This window comes from Marseilla massiliensis, from assembly GCF_016899955.1.
Taxonomy (GTDB): domain Bacteria; phylum Bacteroidota; class Bacteroidia; order Bacteroidales; family Bacteroidaceae; genus Prevotella; species Prevotella intestinigallinarum.
The window spans coordinates 45,571-60,286 of the sequence record NZ_JACJJL010000021.1; the positions used below are offsets into that span (position 1 = coordinate 45,571).

Below are 14,716 nucleotides of genomic sequence, written 5' to 3' on the forward strand. Positions count from 1 at the left end.
GGAAACAAACTAATCATCGGCACCTATGCGCAGTGAGTCGCGTGCCGCGTCGAGCAGCTTGACGCGCTCGGCCACGGTGCTGTCGGTAATGACCAGCACGTCGCGCAGGTTGCTGAAGTCGGTTGTAAGCTGCACCTTGAGCCTGTATGAAAGGCCGTCGCGCGAGTTGTACACCTGCAGTATCTTGCCCACGAGTACGCCGGGAGGGAATATCGACGAGTATCCGCTCGTCTCGACCCAGTCGCCACGGCGGAAGCGGGCGTGCCTGGGAATGTCTTCAACGTATGCCACAGTAGGGTCGCCGCCATACCACGCAAGGTAGCCCACGTAGCCGCGGCGGCGTATGGTGCAGCTTATGCGCGACTTGAGGTTGAGCACCGGCATGACCACAGAGTAATGGTCGGCCACGAGGTAGACTATGCCCACTACGCCGTTGCCGCAGGCCACGCCCATGTCGGGCTTCACTCCGTCGAGCCGCCCGCGGTTGATGGTCATGAGGTTGTAGGGCTTGTCGAGCGAATTGTCGACCACCTTGGCCGGCAACAGCTGATACTGCGACAGCAACTGGCGCTCGCTGCGCTCGAGGAAAGACGTGTCGCGGGTGAGCTCGCCGTACAGCCTCGACAGCTGGTTGACCTGCCGCTCGAGATAGAAATTGCGCAATGCTAGCTCTTCGTTGACGCGGGTCAGCGAGAAGAACGACTCAACCGCCGAGTTCCACTCATACACCTTGCCTGCCACGGCGTTGGCCGTGGAAAACCATACGCTGCCCTGATAGGTGTTGTAACGGAACAGAAGCACCGCGCTGACCACCTCAAGCAGTACGAAGATTATCCAATGATTGTATTTTGCAAGGAACTCTAAGAGGTTTCGCATAACAGATGTTTTAACCCTGCGCCCCACAACCCACAGCCCACAACCGGCTGCACTGCCGACGCCTTACGGCATGGCAACAGAGCCACGCCGCAAGGCGCCGCCGCTGCCATGGCCGGCACGAGCCGTCCGCGGAGCAGCCGATAATGGATTGACGGTCACGGGTTGCGCAATGACCTCATCGCATGAGGAACGAAAAACGGTCCACATTCTTAAGGGCAATGCCCGCGCCCTTGGCCACGCTGTGCAACGGGTCTTCGGCAATATGGAACTTGATGCCTATCTTGTCGGCAAGGCGCTTGTCGAGACCGCGCAGCAATGCGCCGCCGCCGCTGAGGTAAATGCCGTTCTTGACGATGTCGGCATACAGCTCGGGCGGTGTGTTCTCAAGGGCAGAGAGCACCGCATTCTCTATCTTTGCCACGGTCTTGTCGAGGCAGTGGGCTATCTCCTGATAGCACACCGGCACCTCCATGGGCAGGGCCGTGATGCGGTTGGGGCCGTGGACAACGTAATCCTCGGGAGCCTCCTCGCCCAGGTCGGTGAGCGCCGAGCCCACATGAATCTTTATCCGCTCTGCCATGCGCTCGCTGACCTTAACGTTGTGCTGGCGGCTCATGTACTCCTGGATGTCGGCAGTGAGGTCGTCGCCGGCTATGCGTATCGAGTTGTTGCTCACAATGCCGCCGAGCGATATCACTGCAATCTCGGTTGAGCCGCCTCCGATGTCGACAATCATGTTGCCTTCGGGCGCCTCTACGTCGATGCCTATGCCTATGGCAGCCGCCATGGGCTCGAAGATGAGGTAGACGTCGCGGCCGTCGGCGTGCTCGGCAGAGTCGCGCACGGCGCGCAGCTCAACCTCGGTTGAGCCCGAGGGCACGCCGATGACCATGCGGAGCGACGGCGAGAAGAGCCGGCTGCCCGTATGAACCATCTTTATAAGTCCGCGCATCATCTGCTCACAAGCCGAGAAGTCGGCTATCACTCCGTCGCGCAACGGGCGGATGGTGCGTATGTTGTCGTGTGTCTTCTCATACATCATCTTGGCTTTCTCGCCCACGGCAATCATCTTGTCCGTGCGGCGGTCGAGCGCAACGACCGACGGTTCGTCGACCACAATCTTGTCGTCGCTGATGATGATAGTGTTAGCTGTGCCCAGGTCCATTGCTATTTCCTGGACGAAAGAAAAGAATCCCATAAACCCTCCTTGATGCTTATATATGATTGATATGCGGGATTAACGTGCGAACCAGTTGTGGATGGCCGTGTCGTAATGGCTGCTTACGCCAAAGGCACGCTCGGCAAACATCTTCCGGTCGGCCAGGTCGGTCTGTGCGCCTTTCTTGTTGAGTATGTCAAGAAGCACGCCATACTCGGCCTTGCTCGGCACGATTACCACGTCTTTGAAATTCTTTGCACCGGCGCGGATGAGCGAGATGCCGCCTATGTCTATCTTCTCGATGATGTCGGCATCGCTTGCCCCACTGGCAACGGTGTCCTCAAACGGGTACAGGTCGACGATGACGAGATCTATCTCGGGTATCTCGTATTGGGCCATCTGGGCGCGGTCGCCTTCGTTGTCGCGGCGGGCAAGGATGCCGCCAAACACTTTCGGGTGGAGCGTCTTTACGCGCCCGCCGAGGATTGAGGGGTATGTTGTAACGTCCTCTACCTTCTGGCAATCATAGCCAAGCGACTCAATGAAACTCTGCGTGCCCCCCGTCGAGAGGAATTTAACGCCTTCTGAATTGAGCTTACGCAAAAGCTCGTCAAGCCCATCCTTGTGAAACACCGAAACCAACGCGGTCTTAATCTTTTTTGTATCAGCCATAAATCGAAATATAACGTTATATATAATCAGGCTGCAAAGTTACTAAAAAGGAAGTGACTAAGCAACACTTTTACGGCGAAAAATGTTTTTGGGCGCCAACCTATTGCGCACATGGCTGCATTACGCCTGCCCCGGCGCTTCTCATAGCGACAAACAGCATGGCAACGTGGAACAACCGCAAAGCAATGTGGTGGCGCAATGCTCGCGGCGATGCAGGGTGAAATGCAAAACGGGCGGCACACAGACTTTTGTCGCGACACGACGTTACAGACTGCAAAACAGCGCGTTTACCAGTGCCATAGGCCCGGGCGGCGATATAGGGCCGCGCATGTGGCCGCACTGTTGCCACTCTGCAAAGAAACGCCGCCACAAGGGCCGCCAACAATTCGGGCAAACACCAACCGGCCCAAACGCTCAGGCCAAGACTTTGCCCAACCGATTTGCGCAAATGCTACAGGCATTAACCGGGGACGACTGGCCTTTGCCCTGGCGGTGCAGGCGGCGCTCGGGCAATTCCAAACGAGTTTGATTGCCGCTCGCTGGCACTGTCTTTGGATAAAACAGGCGGCGCTCGGGCAATTCCAAACGAGTTTGATTGCCGCTCGCTGGCACTGTTTTTGGATAAAACAGGCGGCGCTCGGGCAATTCCAAACGAGTTTGATTGCCGCTCGCTGGCACTGTTTTTGCAATGGGGATGGCGCATGGCTTCATTTTGTGAAGCCGAAACTATTGGCAAACATACAAGTAAACAAAAGCATGGCATCAAAAGATTATCTGGAAAAAGTGACGATTGGGGAATTGGAAAAGCCCCACGGCAAGATTGTGTTGCAAGAATATGACGCACGGTGGCAGGATATGTTCGACCGGGAAAAAGCCAAGATTGACCGCGCACTGGCCGGAACACGGCACACGGTGGAACACGTTGGGTCGACCTCGGTGACGGGCCTTTGCGCCAAACCGATAATAGACATACTGCTCACAGTGGAAGACTCCGGCAACGAAAGTATGTATGTCGGGGCATTGGAGGCCGAAGGGTACAGGCTGAGGGTGAGGGAACCGGAGTGGCACGCCCACCGCATGCTGAAAGGGAAAGGGCCCGAAGTAAACCTTCACGTGTTTTCGGAAGGGTGCGCAGAGGCCAAGAGGATGTTGGACTTCCGCGACCGTCTGAGAACCGACGATGCCGACCGGCAACTGTATGCAGCTACGAAAAGGGCGCTGGCGGAAAAAAACTGGGAGTGCATTCAGGACTATGCCGACGCAAAATCGGCCGTAGTGGCGGAAATACTAAGTCACACCGAACGGTGAACGGGGCGGCCGAAAGGCCCAAGGCTGAGGACAACAAGAAAACACGTACGGGGCGCAGGGCGCCGACCACGGCAACAAACGCGCGGCAGCCACCTGCTGATGGCCGCCGCGCAAACCCACGCCTGCAATACGGCTGGTGGCCTGGCTAACGTTCAGATGCGCACACCGAGGCCAAAGGCCAGCTGGTAGCACTTTGGGGCTGAGGCTGTCTTCAGCAGCGGTGTGAGGGCCGCACGCCCGTAAACCACTACATACCGATAGCCCATGCGCAACTCGAGGTTGAGTCCGAGCGGGTTGATGTTTGTGTCGGAGGTCTCGGTGCGTTTCTCGTCGCCTACGTAATAGCGCGAATGGTCCTTCCAGCGCATCTCGACCGAGGGGCCCAGCGCCACGAACAGGTCGTCGCCGCCGGTACGGCTTTGCCACTCTATCATGAGCGGTATGCGCATATAGCCATAGCTGATGTAGCTTTTCCTCACGTCGCCATCGTCGACAAGGCGCATCGATGTGGCTCCGTCGGTAGTAGATAGCACGTAGTTGCCCTGGAAATGATGGTGCACGCGCCCCATCTGGCAGGCCGACGTGAGTGCCAGTCCCGACGTCAGCCGACAAGCCATGGTGGCGCAGGTGATGCCCCACTCCCACGACTTTGAGTCGCGTGTGTGCATGGCTGGATTTCCCCCGGTTGAGAAAGCCGACCGCTGCAGGGTGTTGAAGCCCATGAAAAACAACGGGTAATGCGCCTTGGGGCTACGCTTTTTTCTGCCAACGGTTTGCGGGATGAAAGGCGAAGAGATGTATACCCGCTCTATCTCCTGCCCGTCAACATAAGATGTCTCGTAGGTTCGGGTGAGCCTTGAGTTGTCGGTGGAATAAACGCTCACGCGGGTATGACCGGCCGAGTCGGTCAAGACGATGCGCTTGCCGCTGACGGTGAAGGTGGTGTCGACGGGCGAAGCGGCCTTTGCAGTCATGGCTGCAGTGGCGGCAATGGCCATAAGTAACGTTTTCATATCGCTTGTTTTTTTTAGTTCATATGGTGTGAATCTATCAATCAATTGTGGGTGCCGCAAGGCAGACTGTTGCCGCGGCATCGGCTTCTGTCTTTATCTAACGACGGCAATTTAGGTCCGGCGCCCTACCGTAACGTTGTTGCCGGGTCCGAGGCCGGGGGCTGGCTGCTGACGGGCGGCAGCCCTTCTGCCGTTGACAGGATGCCGGAGAATGGCGCTCCGGCCCGGAAGCGGACGGCCGTCTACGGCACCGCCGCCACAGCAGGGCCCACGTCGAGGCGTGGCGGCAGCGGTCAGCGGCGCGAGAAACATAGTTTCATAATGTCGTCGGGCGACAGTCGCCCCTCAATGTATATCACTGCGCCATTGCCCTTGCCCGCATCGACAAAGAGCACATAGCGATTGCGTCCTCCCGAGAGCGGGGGCATCATGTAGTAGCCGCTGACCACCTTGCCGCTCTCAACCACCTCGCGTATTTTCGACGCCCGGCGGCGGTCGGCCTCAAGGTAAGGCTCGATGGCTGTGCCCAACCTCTCGTAAGTGAGGCTCTTGTATATGTCGAGGCGATGGCCGCCGAGCTTGGCGTCGTGCATCTCGACCATGGTGCATCCTTTTGCACGGCCAAAACGGCTGAACACTTCGTCAACGGCCAGCCCCCTCTGGGCTGTTGCCGTCGCGACCGACAGCAGCCACGCAACCGCAACAAGAACGCCCAGGCGCAAGGCAACCGTGGCGGCAGACGAGAGCCCGCGGGCACTATGGCTGTTTGTTGTAATCATCATAATGAAAGGTTTTAGCGTTGTTGTTGTTCACCATCCGCCCCCACAGGGGCACAGGGAGCGGCGCGCATCATGTCGATAGCGCCAAATGTGTCGTAATCGTCGGAAGCAACTATCCTCAAGGCCCGCATGGCCTCACGGCGCACCACGTCGGGGTCGGTGACCACCCTGCCGTCGATGACGGCGTAACTCTGCGGGGTGGGCGGCGACGTGAGCACAACCACGGCCACGACAGTGGCTGCAGCCGCAGCAGCAGCGCCCACCCAGGCCGCAAGGCGAAGCCTCGAGTGATGCCGGCGGTGGCCTGTGGCACGTGCGCGCCCGGCCGCCACATAGGCAAACATTGCCCGGCAGGCACGTAGGTCGGCAGGCAGGCTGCCGCCCGCATCGTCAAGCAGCCGGGCGAGCTGTCGCTCTTCGGCAGCGGTGGTGAGCCCATCCATATACTTGTCTGCCAGCTCCCTTATGTATTCTTCGTTCTCCATCATAATATTGTTTTGCGTTTGCATGTGTTGCATGCAGGTCACGGTCGCGACGTGATGCGCATAAACTCATCGCGTATCTTGCGTCGGGCCCGCGACAGGTTCTGGCGCAGGGCCTCGGCAGTGCAACCGGTTACGAGCATTATGTCTGCCGCATCATAGCCCTCTATCTCTTTCATGCGGAACACGGTGCGCTGCAACGACGGCAACCTGTCGACGATGGCGGATATCAAGGCAACATCGTCGTGCAGTTCCATGTCGTATGGCGCCACGGCACGGGCCGCCTCGGGCAACTCTCGTCCGCGTTCCAGCGCTGCATGACGGCGGCTGTCGCAGTATTTGTTGCGCATGACGGTAACGGCCAGCCCTATCAGGCTTTCATACCGTGAGAGCGACGAACGCATGGCCCACAGCGCAAGCAACGCTTCCTGCACCAAGTCTTCGGCGCGGTCGTCGTCACCGGCTATGCCTCGCGCCGCCACCTTCAGGCGGGCCCGCATCGGGGTCATGATTCTGTTGAACTCTTCGGGTGTCATGATGTGCATACATTTAATTGACGTTTGAACGCCATTTTTGTGACATCCGAAACATGTTTTATTTATCAAGCAAGCATCTGTTTTCATGCCGAAAACGGTAATAACAACGAAAAGTGAACATTAATATCCAAAAACAGCCCAAACCCTTTGAGGCAGTCGGCAGGCGCACACCGACGTTAACTATTTTAAGTTAAAGGCAACGGCAACGGCCCTTACAGTTAACCACCTGCCTTACAGCGGGTTGCAATACGTGCCGTTTTGAATGGCAGGATGCGCCGTTCATCATGCTGAAACAGGCCATATCATTGGGCAGAACTTGCCGTTTGGCGTCGCAACATGGCATATGGTGGAAGACAATGAATCTAAGGGATGTTGGTAGCTGCATATTTGCAAGCATGCACAATTAGCGGGTATTAAGTAAGTGTTCAATATTAATTGCCATCAAATTGTGCGCTATTTCGGAGATGCATGCCAAAGTCTGAAGAGAGAGCGTAGCGGGCTACGCCACCGATGAGACATTGGTATGCGGCCCGAAATAGCGCACAAGATGGTGGCAAAGATGTGGAAGACACCTGCAAGGGCAATTGTATCGGTTAATTTTGGACAGCTACTTAATAAAAAATCAAATGGATTTCCGCATTCTGCCAGATGCGAGCGGTTAGCAGGGGTAAGAAGAAGACACCAATCGATGTGCCCGCTGATGTTGTTGGCTGAGATTACCCGCTAAGCCGTTGTCACCTAACTACGGGCGGCCGTGATGAAACCTTACTCCCGGCAGATACATACAAGTGATTGCCAACTTGCGGATTTCAATGAAAAACAATGCCTTACCCCAATAAACAGGAACGGCCATTTGACAGAAACCGGCAACGGCACAAAGACCACAACGCAAAATCTCCCGCTGCGCAATGCACAACGGGAGATCAGCATAACTAATAACCGTCGGTCAAACGGCATCCTATAGATGCCAAAGTGACGATTTATCTTTATCGGTTTGTTACTTTGTGGTAAGGGTCAGGGCCTGCCTGGCAATCTCGTTCTCAGGATCGATGGCGAGAATCTTGTTCCAATATGATGTTGAAGTGGCCTTGTCTTCCTTCAGCAGATAGTAGTATCCAAGGTAACGATAGCACTCAACGAGACGTGCGTTGTCGGAAGCCGACTTCTCGGCACGCGGCTCAATCATGCCCATTACCTTCTCATAATATGGCTTGGCAAGACCTTCCTTTGTCTCGGGGTCCATGTATGAGTTTACACGGGCACGCATGAATGTAACATACTCGAGGGCATCGGGATACTTCTTCTCCATGTCTACATACACCTGCTCGGCCTTCTTGAACATGTCGAGGCGAGCTGTATCAGACAGGGTGTCGGCATACTGGATGTAAATCTGGGCCAGGGCAGCGGCATCATTGGCCGACGCATTGCCCAGAGTGGTCAGATAATCCTGGTAGTACTTGATGGCGTTAGAGTAGTCTTCCTTAGCCAGATAGCAATCAGAGAGCTGCTTGATTACTCCGGCGCGCTTCTCGTTGTTGTCTATCTTCTGCTCAAGGGCCTTCTGGTACATGGCTACAGCCTTGTCGTACTCTTTGTTGCCGTTGTATGCATTGCCGTAGTAAGTGTAGTCGTAATATGAGAACTTGGCGCTGTCAGACTTGTTGAAAAGCGCGTCGGCATAGTTCAATGCGCTGGGATAGTCCTCCATGTCGGTGCAGTTGAAGAAAGCCAGGCGGTTGAAGGCGGCGTCACGCGGCAACTTGGTCAGGCCGAACTTGGCTATCTCGAGGCTCTCGGAGTATTTCTGGCCGAAGTACAATGCCATGGCATACTCGGTGAGCTCTTTCTCTGTGAGCTTGTTTCTGTCGGCCTTGGCATAGCTCTCGGCAGCCTTGTCAAACTCGTTTGAGATGTAATATATGTGACCAATCATTCCATCAACTACCACATCTGGGCGCTGTGCGCGCAACTCCTCAAGACGGCCTACAGCCTCCGTAGGACTGATTTTGCGGTAAACGCTGGCATACTTGTAGTATCCTTCGGGATCCTTCGGGTCGAAATAAATGGCCTGGTTGTAATAACCGGCAGCAGCACCACCGTCGTTGTTGAGAGCGGCGATGTCTCCCTGGAGGATAAACGCAGGAGCATACTTCTTGTTTGCCTTAAGGGCGTACTCCACGTACTGTGTTGCGTTGACAGTATCCTTGATGTCGAGGAAAGCCCTTCCCATGGCAACAAGAACGTCTTCGTTCTTCTTGTTCTTCTTGTAAACGGCCTTTACCTGGTCTTCCAAGTCGGCAGGCTTGCTCTTGATTACTTTCGTTATTGCATCGATAGTGGCTTTGTTATCGTCTTGAGCCATTGCAGGCACTGAAAGCGCCAGCATAAAAGATCCAATTAATAAATACTTCAAACTCTTCATATTAACCTTAAATTGCTTAAATTCCTTTCGATAATTCTAGTCGATAATTCTAGTAGTCAAAGCCCAAGGATGCCCCGGGCTAATAGATTTCACATCATAACGCATGCCGTCACTCATCACTTACACTCACCTCCCTGACGGTCATGTTTCCCCTATATGGCAACAGACCTGCCTTGAAGAATATCCGCTGCCCACGACTGTCGGCAGACATGAAATTGGCAAAACCCCATGGCAGGCCATGACGGGGGTCGTTAAGCAAAGCGTAAATGGTGCGGACAAGCGGATAATTGCCATTCCACAAATAATACTGGTATGGCTTCCAGCTGCTCTCAACTGTCGCGGGGTGTATACGGCTCACACCCATCACACGTATGTTCCGCTTAAACGTCACATTGGTAGTATCGCGCTTGTCGTTAAGCCAATTAGACCCGATAATCCCAATGGCATTTGGATGCTTCTCGACAAAGTCTATGACTTCGGCCGATTTGTCCACCGCATAGATGTTGGGGCTGTTTATTGGCTTTCCGCCAAGCAATGAATCAACACAATAATGCACTGTGCTCGATTGCTTATTGTCGAAGGCCACCTCAATGCTGTCTAACTTGGAGTTTGGATAAAGCGCCTTCCATTTCGCAACCTTTCCACTCAATATCTGCTTTATGTCATTGACAGAGATTATCGTGTCGGGATTGGAATTGTTGACAATAAGAGCCAAGCCGTCAAAAGCCAACGGTATTGCTATCGGCTGGAAACGCCGGGCCTCAAGGTTGGCCACCTCCTTGTCTGTAAAATTGCGCGAGGTTATGGCAAGATACACCTGCTCTTTCATGAGCATGTTAACACCATCGAGCTCGTTGGTATATATAGGCACCAGCTTTGCCTTTGGATAAACAAACTCGAAAATCTCACGCTGTTCGTCAATAATAGGACTGAAACTCTCATCAGAGACAAACTTAATTGTCCCTGATGAGTAAGTGTCAGTTCTACCATTCTTAGGCTTGTCCTTGCAAGATGCGAACAAGCCTAAGATGAGAGTCAATCCAACAAAGGTGTTGAATACGTTAATCTTCATTATTTATTGCAGTCTGAATGTCACAGGTACAGTGTACTTAACACGTACAGCAGAACCATTCTGCTTACCGGGAATCCACTTAGGCATGCCTGCCACCACGCGGGATGCTTCCTTGTCAAGTGAGGGGTCAACAGACTTGACCACTTTGACGTCGGTGATAGAACCGTCACGCTCTACAACGAACGTCACGGTTACGCGGCCCTGAACACCGTTCTCCTCGGCAATGGTAGGATACTTAATGTGTGTGGACAGGTATTCAAACAGTGCGGCATCGCCACCGGGGAACTGGGGCATCTGCTCTACAACGTCGAACACTTTCTCTTCAACAGGCTTCTCCTGTGCAATCACTTCCTTGGCCTTGAGCACCTCGCCGGCGGCCTCGTCGTTACCCTTAACGTCGAATGAACCGATGGCTACGGCTGTCTTGGCAAGGTCGTCCTGAGACTTCAACTCGTCTTCTGGCGCAACGTCCTCGTCCTTCTTGATGACAGGGGCAGTAAACTTAACAGAGCTCTTTACTTTCTCTACAACCTTCTGCTCCATCTCAATCTTGACGGGCTCCTTACGCTCAACCTTAGCTTCCTTCTTCTTGGCCAGCTGCGAAAGCTCCACATCTGTGGTAATGGCAACCTTCTTAGGCATTGCATTCTCAATGGCTATCTTTGCCCATACGGCAGCCATGATTACCACAATGGCAACAAGCACAATGATGATTGACGCCAAGTTGCGCTTTCCTGTGTTCTTACGCAGACGGTAGGCACCATAAGAATGATTCTTACCTTCAAAGACGAGATCGACCCAGCTATTGTCTATTAGATCTATTTTTGACATAGTTCTTCCTTTTTAATTATCTTCTGTCACCGATTCGATTACTTGATTCCTTTCAGAGAGAGAAGCTTCTCGTCATCAGGAGTTATCTTGTCAATGACGTACTTACCAATGCTGCATATCTGCATCTCGTCAAGAGCCTCAACCATATTATTATAGCTGGCAGTATCCAAAGGCTTTATAATAATGGTAAGAGTAGGTATCTTCTCACCGTTGATATTACCTTTGCGCAGTTCATCAAGCTCCTTGTTGTACTGCTCCTCAGTCATTGTCGACCCTGGGGCGGTCTTGCGGGCGTCAAGATCCTGCTTCGCTTTCATGATGCGGGCCACGGGGTTGATGCCTTCCTCGGTTGTGTGCTTGATGAGCACGCTACGGATTCCGTCCTTGCCCCATGTGGTCTCTTTCACGCATTCCGGATTGTCGTACTGCGGGATGCCGGCAACATAATATATCTTGTCATTAGAACCAAGATATATGGTGATGGTATGAGAAGCTTTCGTTACAGACTTTTCCTCGTCAGTCAGCTTCTGGTCGTTCGACGGCATGGTAAGCTGCATTGCCGAAGGCTTGCTAAGGGTCGTACAAAGCATGAAGAAGGTGATAAGAAGCATCATCATGTCCACCATCGGCGTGAAGTCCACGCGGGTGTTCATTTTCTTCTGCTTGCTTTCTTTTTTCTTTGCCATGGATTATTCCTCCCCTTGTTTAAGATTTGTGATAAGTCTGTAACGGTTCTCGTTCATGTCCTGAAGCTCAGACATCATGGTCTTAACGACCTTGTATGGTGTCTTTGCATCACACTTGATGGCTATCGTCATGTCCGGGTTGGCTTCACGCGCAGCCTTGACCCACTCCTGGAACTCGCTCATGCCACCGTCAATGCTGTCGGTGGGTATGCCGAGAGTCTTGATAGCTTCAGCCATCTGTTCTTTTTCAAGACTGAGGTAATCTCCCAAAGCGCTGATAGGGGCGCCAACCATCGACTCCTGGCTGAAGTTCTTGAGTTGGGCGCTGTTGAACGACAACCCGAACTTGTCTGCAATGGTTTGCAGCATGGCGTTCATGTTGTTCTTGTTCTCGGTGCCTATGAATATCTTTCCGTCGTTTCCGACCAAGATATTCAAGACATCGTTCTCAGGCACTTTGACCTCAGACACCGAGCTTGGCGTGTTGACCTGTATAGGCTCCGGCTGCAAGAATGTTGATGTCAACATAAAGAAGCACAGAAGCAGCGTCATCACGTCAGACATAGGCGTCATGTCTATCCAGATGTCTTTTTTCTGTATCTTTATTTTACCCATTAGTTTGAATTTAAAAGGTAAAACAATTAAATCTCGTCGGTGTGGTTAACGTCGTATGTAGCTGCTATTGTATAACCAACCTCGTCGAGTGCATATGTAAGCTTGTCAATCTTGTTCGTGTAGAAGTTATAAACAACCACAGCCACCCAAGATGTTGCGATACCAGAAGCCGTGTTCACAAGGGCCTCAGAAATACCGGCAGACAGAGCCATTGAGTCAGCACCACCACCGCTTGACAGAGCCTGGAACGAACGAATCATACCCAACACCGTACCGAACAGAGCGGTAAGAGTACCGAGGGTAACGATTGTTGCTACGATAGGCAGGTTCATCTGCAGTGTAGGCATCTCAAGCTGAGTGGCCTCCTCGTGGGCCTGCTGTATCTTTGAAATCTTCTGGGCCTTCTTCATTGTGTTGTTGCTCTCAACATCCTTGTAAGCGTTGATAGAAGCAGAAACAACGTTAGCTACAGAACCGCGCATCTTGTCGCACAGTGCCTGAGCTTCGGTGAACTTGCCGGCCTTGATGAGCTCCTTAACCTGAACAGTGAACTTAGAGAGGTTCATCGTACCGAATGCAGACTTGAGGGCGAAATAGCGCTCAACGCCGAGGCAAACCACAGTGAGGAACAATGTGAAGATAAGACCTACAACAGGACCTCCTTTATACACAGTACCTGCAAGGTTAGCAGGGTGAGCAGACTTGTCTCCTCCGACGAAGTTGCTTGCATCACCGAGAACGAGGAAGTAGAAAGCATACGCTACAATGCAGCATATCACCATAATCCAGATAGCGTTCTTGATACCTCCAAACCCCTGTTTCTTGTTTTTAGCCGGGGTTACAGCTTTTGTTGATGTTGCCATAATTGATTGATGTTTTTGTTTATTAATAATATGAATTTTGTTTTTTTAGTTGTTTTCTTAGCTTGCGCCTTACTGATGGTTAGAAAGTGGTTTTCGTTTCAGTGCAGCAAAGATAATAAATATTACAGATACTGCGTTCGACGCTTAACATCTTTTAATCAGCTTGTCGCAAAAATAGGCCGCATTTATCAGTTTACGCAGTTTATTTCAGCTTTGCCAAGGCCTCTTTAATACGCTTCATGGCTTCAACGATGTTGTCCTCGCTGGTTGCGTAACTCATGCGGAAGCAGTCCGGGTCGCCGAAAGCATCGCCGCCGACAGTTGCCACATGTCCTTTCTCCAACAAGTAAAGAGCAAAATCGGTGGAGCTTGATATCGTTGTCTCGCCGTCTGACTTGCCGAAGAAGCTGCTGCACTTGGGGAACACATAAAAGGCGCCTTCCGGCACATTCACTTCCAGCCCCGGTATTTCGCTTGTAAGCTTGACAATGAGGTCACGACGGCGATGGAAAGCCTGCCTCATCTCCTCCACACAAGCCTGGCTCGACGTATAGGCAGCTTCTGCCGCCTTCTGGCTTACGGAGCATGGGCCGCTTGTATACTGGCCTTGCAGCTTGTTGCACCCCTTCACTATCCACTCCGGGGCGGCAATGAACCCAATGCGCCAGCCCGTCATGGCGTAAGCCTTTGACACGCCGTTGACAACGATGGTGCGCTCTTTCATTCCGTCAAACTGCGCAATGCTCTCGTGACGGCCTGTATATATAATGTGCTCATAAATCTCGTCGGCAAGCACAAACATGTCTTCATGCTTCTTGATGACCTCTGCCAGCCCCTCAAGTTCAGCCTTGGAATAAACGCTTCCGGTAGGGTTGCTCGGAGAGCACAGTATGAGCAGGCGAGTCTTCGGCGTTATGGCAGCCTCCAACTGCTCCGGTGTCATCTTGAAATTCTGCTCGAAGCCGGCGTTAACAATCACAGGCACGCCACCGGCAAGCTTCACCATCTGGGGATAAGAAACCCAGTAGGGGGCGGGTATTATGACCTCGTCACCGTCGTTGACCAAGGCCATCACCGTGTTGCATACGCTCTGCTTAGCTCCGTTTGACACGAGAATCTCGTTCATTCCGTACTCCAGGCCGTTCTCGTTTTTCAACTTGTCGACAATAGCCTTGCGCAAGTCGGGGTACCCAGGCACTGGCGAATACCTCGAATAGTTGTCATCAATGGCTTTCTTGGCTGCGGCCTTGATGTGGTCAGGAGTGTTGAAGTCGGGCTCACCTACGCTCAAGTTGATTACATCGATGCCCTGAGCTTTCATCTCTGAGCTTTTCTGCGACATCGCCAGCGTGGCTGACGGCGCAAGCCTTTGCAAACGATCGGATAATTGTGCCATACGAAT

Annotated in this window: 15 protein-coding genes; 1 reads left to right on the forward strand and 14 read right to left on the reverse strand. The window is 53.0% G+C overall.

What is annotated here, in order from left to right:
* Positions 1-9 precede the first annotated feature (9 nt).
* The 3 genes from mreC to H6B30_RS11855 all read right to left on the reverse strand — a co-directional run bounded on the left by mreC (position 10) and on the right by H6B30_RS11855 (position 2,707).
* Positions 10-876, reverse strand: coding sequence for a rod shape-determining protein MreC (mreC, locus tag H6B30_RS11845; RefSeq protein WP_205110836.1), 867 nt, complete (start codon positions 874-876; stop codon positions 10-12).
* A 175-nt stretch (positions 877-1,051) separates the two neighbouring features.
* A complete protein-coding gene (locus tag H6B30_RS11850) occupies positions 1,052-2,074 on the reverse strand; it encodes a rod shape-determining protein (RefSeq protein WP_205110838.1) in 1,023 nt (340 codons plus the stop codon).
* A gap of 39 nt (positions 2,075-2,113) precedes the next feature.
* Complete coding sequence (locus H6B30_RS11855) at positions 2,114-2,707, reverse strand: IMP cyclohydrolase (protein WP_205110840.1); 594 nt, start codon at positions 2,705-2,707, stop codon at positions 2,114-2,116.
* 756 nt (positions 2,708-3,463) lie between these two features.
* Between H6B30_RS11855 and H6B30_RS11860 the strand changes: the two genes are divergently transcribed.
* Complete coding sequence (locus tag H6B30_RS11860; protein WP_205110842.1) at positions 3,464-4,015, forward strand: GrpB family protein; 552 nt, start codon at positions 3,464-3,466, stop codon at positions 4,013-4,015.
* 152 nt (positions 4,016-4,167) lie between these two features.
* On the opposite strand, the gene H6B30_RS11865 is transcribed toward H6B30_RS11860, so the two are convergent.
* The 11 genes from H6B30_RS11865 to H6B30_RS11915 all read right to left on the reverse strand — a co-directional run bounded on the left by H6B30_RS11865 (position 4,168) and on the right by H6B30_RS11915 (position 14,710).
* Positions 4,168-5,028: a hypothetical protein gene (locus tag H6B30_RS11865; RefSeq protein WP_205110843.1), complete on the reverse strand. Its 861-nt coding sequence runs from the start codon at positions 5,026-5,028 to the stop codon at positions 4,168-4,170.
* A gap of 293 nt (positions 5,029-5,321) precedes the next feature.
* Positions 5,322-5,810, reverse strand: coding sequence for a DUF6108 family protein (locus tag H6B30_RS11870; protein ID WP_239483961.1), 489 nt, complete (start codon positions 5,808-5,810; stop codon positions 5,322-5,324).
* An 11-nt stretch (positions 5,811-5,821) separates the two neighbouring features.
* Positions 5,822-6,295 (reverse strand): PG0215 family putative anti-sigma factor, encoded by a 474-nt coding sequence (locus H6B30_RS11875; protein WP_205110844.1) that lies wholly within the window; start codon positions 6,293-6,295, stop codon positions 5,822-5,824.
* 35 nt (positions 6,296-6,330) lie between these two features.
* Positions 6,331-6,834, reverse strand: coding sequence for a GFO_1088 family ECF-type sigma factor (locus tag H6B30_RS11880; protein WP_205110846.1), 504 nt, complete (start codon positions 6,832-6,834; stop codon positions 6,331-6,333).
* 988 nt (positions 6,835-7,822) lie between these two features.
* On the reverse strand, positions 7,823-9,187 hold the full coding sequence (locus tag H6B30_RS11885; RefSeq protein ID WP_239483963.1) for a tetratricopeptide repeat protein: 1,365 nt from the start codon (positions 9,185-9,187) through the stop codon (positions 7,823-7,825).
* A gap of 169 nt (positions 9,188-9,356) precedes the next feature.
* Positions 9,357-10,319 (reverse strand): PstS family phosphate ABC transporter substrate-binding protein, encoded by a 963-nt coding sequence (locus H6B30_RS11890; protein WP_205110848.1) that lies wholly within the window; start codon positions 10,317-10,319, stop codon positions 9,357-9,359.
* Between the two features lie 3 nt (positions 10,320-10,322).
* The gene (locus H6B30_RS11895) at positions 10,323-11,150 is read right to left on the reverse strand and encodes an energy transducer TonB (RefSeq protein ID WP_205110849.1); all 828 of its coding nucleotides are present in this window, start codon (positions 11,148-11,150) and stop codon (positions 10,323-10,325) included.
* A 38-nt stretch (positions 11,151-11,188) separates the two neighbouring features.
* Positions 11,189-11,836, reverse strand: a complete 648-nt coding sequence (locus H6B30_RS11900) for an ExbD/TolR family protein (protein WP_205110850.1) — start codon at positions 11,834-11,836, stop codon at positions 11,189-11,191.
* 3 nt (positions 11,837-11,839) lie between these two features.
* Positions 11,840-12,451: an ExbD/TolR family protein gene (locus tag H6B30_RS11905; RefSeq protein WP_205110851.1), complete on the reverse strand. Its 612-nt coding sequence runs from the start codon at positions 12,449-12,451 to the stop codon at positions 11,840-11,842.
* 26 nt (positions 12,452-12,477) lie between these two features.
* On the reverse strand, positions 12,478-13,314 hold the full coding sequence (locus tag H6B30_RS11910) for a MotA/TolQ/ExbB proton channel family protein (RefSeq protein ID WP_205110852.1): 837 nt from the start codon (positions 13,312-13,314) through the stop codon (positions 12,478-12,480).
* A 202-nt stretch (positions 13,315-13,516) separates the two neighbouring features.
* On the reverse strand, positions 13,517-14,710 hold the full coding sequence (locus H6B30_RS11915) for a pyridoxal phosphate-dependent aminotransferase (protein ID WP_205110854.1): 1,194 nt from the start codon (positions 14,708-14,710) through the stop codon (positions 13,517-13,519).
* Positions 14,711-14,716: the final 6 nt, after the last annotated feature.

Bases quoted from the DNA above. Each gene is read 5' to 3' on its own strand.
- H6B30_RS11850 (WP_205110838.1), bottom strand. From the start codon at position 2,074: ATGGGATTCTTTTCTTTCGTCCAGGAAATAGCAATGGACCTGGGCACA.
- H6B30_RS11900 (WP_205110850.1), bottom strand. From the start codon at position 11,836: ATGGCAAAGAAAAAAGAAAGCAAGCAGAAGAAAATGAACACCCGCGTG.
- H6B30_RS11880 (WP_205110846.1), bottom strand. From the start codon at position 6,834: ATGCACATCATGACACCCGAAGAGTTCAACAGAATCATGACCCCGATG.
- H6B30_RS11865 (WP_205110843.1), bottom strand. From the start codon at position 5,028: ATGAAAACGTTACTTATGGCCATTGCCGCCACTGCAGCCATGACTGCA.
- H6B30_RS11895 (WP_205110849.1), bottom strand. From the start codon at position 11,150: ATGTCAAAAATAGATCTAATAGACAATAGCTGGGTCGATCTCGTCTTT.
- H6B30_RS11855 (WP_205110840.1), bottom strand. From the start codon at position 2,707: ATGGCTGATACAAAAAAGATTAAGACCGCGTTGGTTTCGGTGTTTCAC.
- H6B30_RS11875 (WP_205110844.1), bottom strand. From the start codon at position 6,295: ATGATGGAGAACGAAGAATACATAAGGGAGCTGGCAGACAAGTATATG.
- H6B30_RS11910 (WP_205110852.1), bottom strand. From the start codon at position 13,314: ATGGCAACATCAACAAAAGCTGTAACCCCGGCTAAAAACAAGAAACAG.
- H6B30_RS11915 (WP_205110854.1), bottom strand. From the start codon at position 14,710: ATGGCACAATTATCCGATCGTTTGCAAAGGCTTGCGCCGTCAGCCACG.
- H6B30_RS11870 (WP_239483961.1), bottom strand. From the start codon at position 5,810: ATGATGATTACAACAAACAGCCATAGTGCCCGCGGGCTCTCGTCTGCC.
- H6B30_RS11890 (WP_205110848.1), bottom strand. From the start codon at position 10,319: ATGAAGATTAACGTATTCAACACCTTTGTTGGATTGACTCTCATCTTA.
- H6B30_RS11905 (WP_205110851.1), bottom strand. From the start codon at position 12,451: ATGGGTAAAATAAAGATACAGAAAAAAGACATCTGGATAGACATGACG.
- H6B30_RS11885 (WP_239483963.1), bottom strand. From the start codon at position 9,187: ATGGCTCAAGACGATAACAAAGCCACTATCGATGCAATAACGAAAGTA.
- H6B30_RS11860 (WP_205110842.1), top strand. From the start codon at position 3,464: ATGGCATCAAAAGATTATCTGGAAAAAGTGACGATTGGGGAATTGGAA.
- mreC (WP_205110836.1), bottom strand. From the start codon at position 876: ATGCGAAACCTCTTAGAGTTCCTTGCAAAATACAATCATTGGATAATC.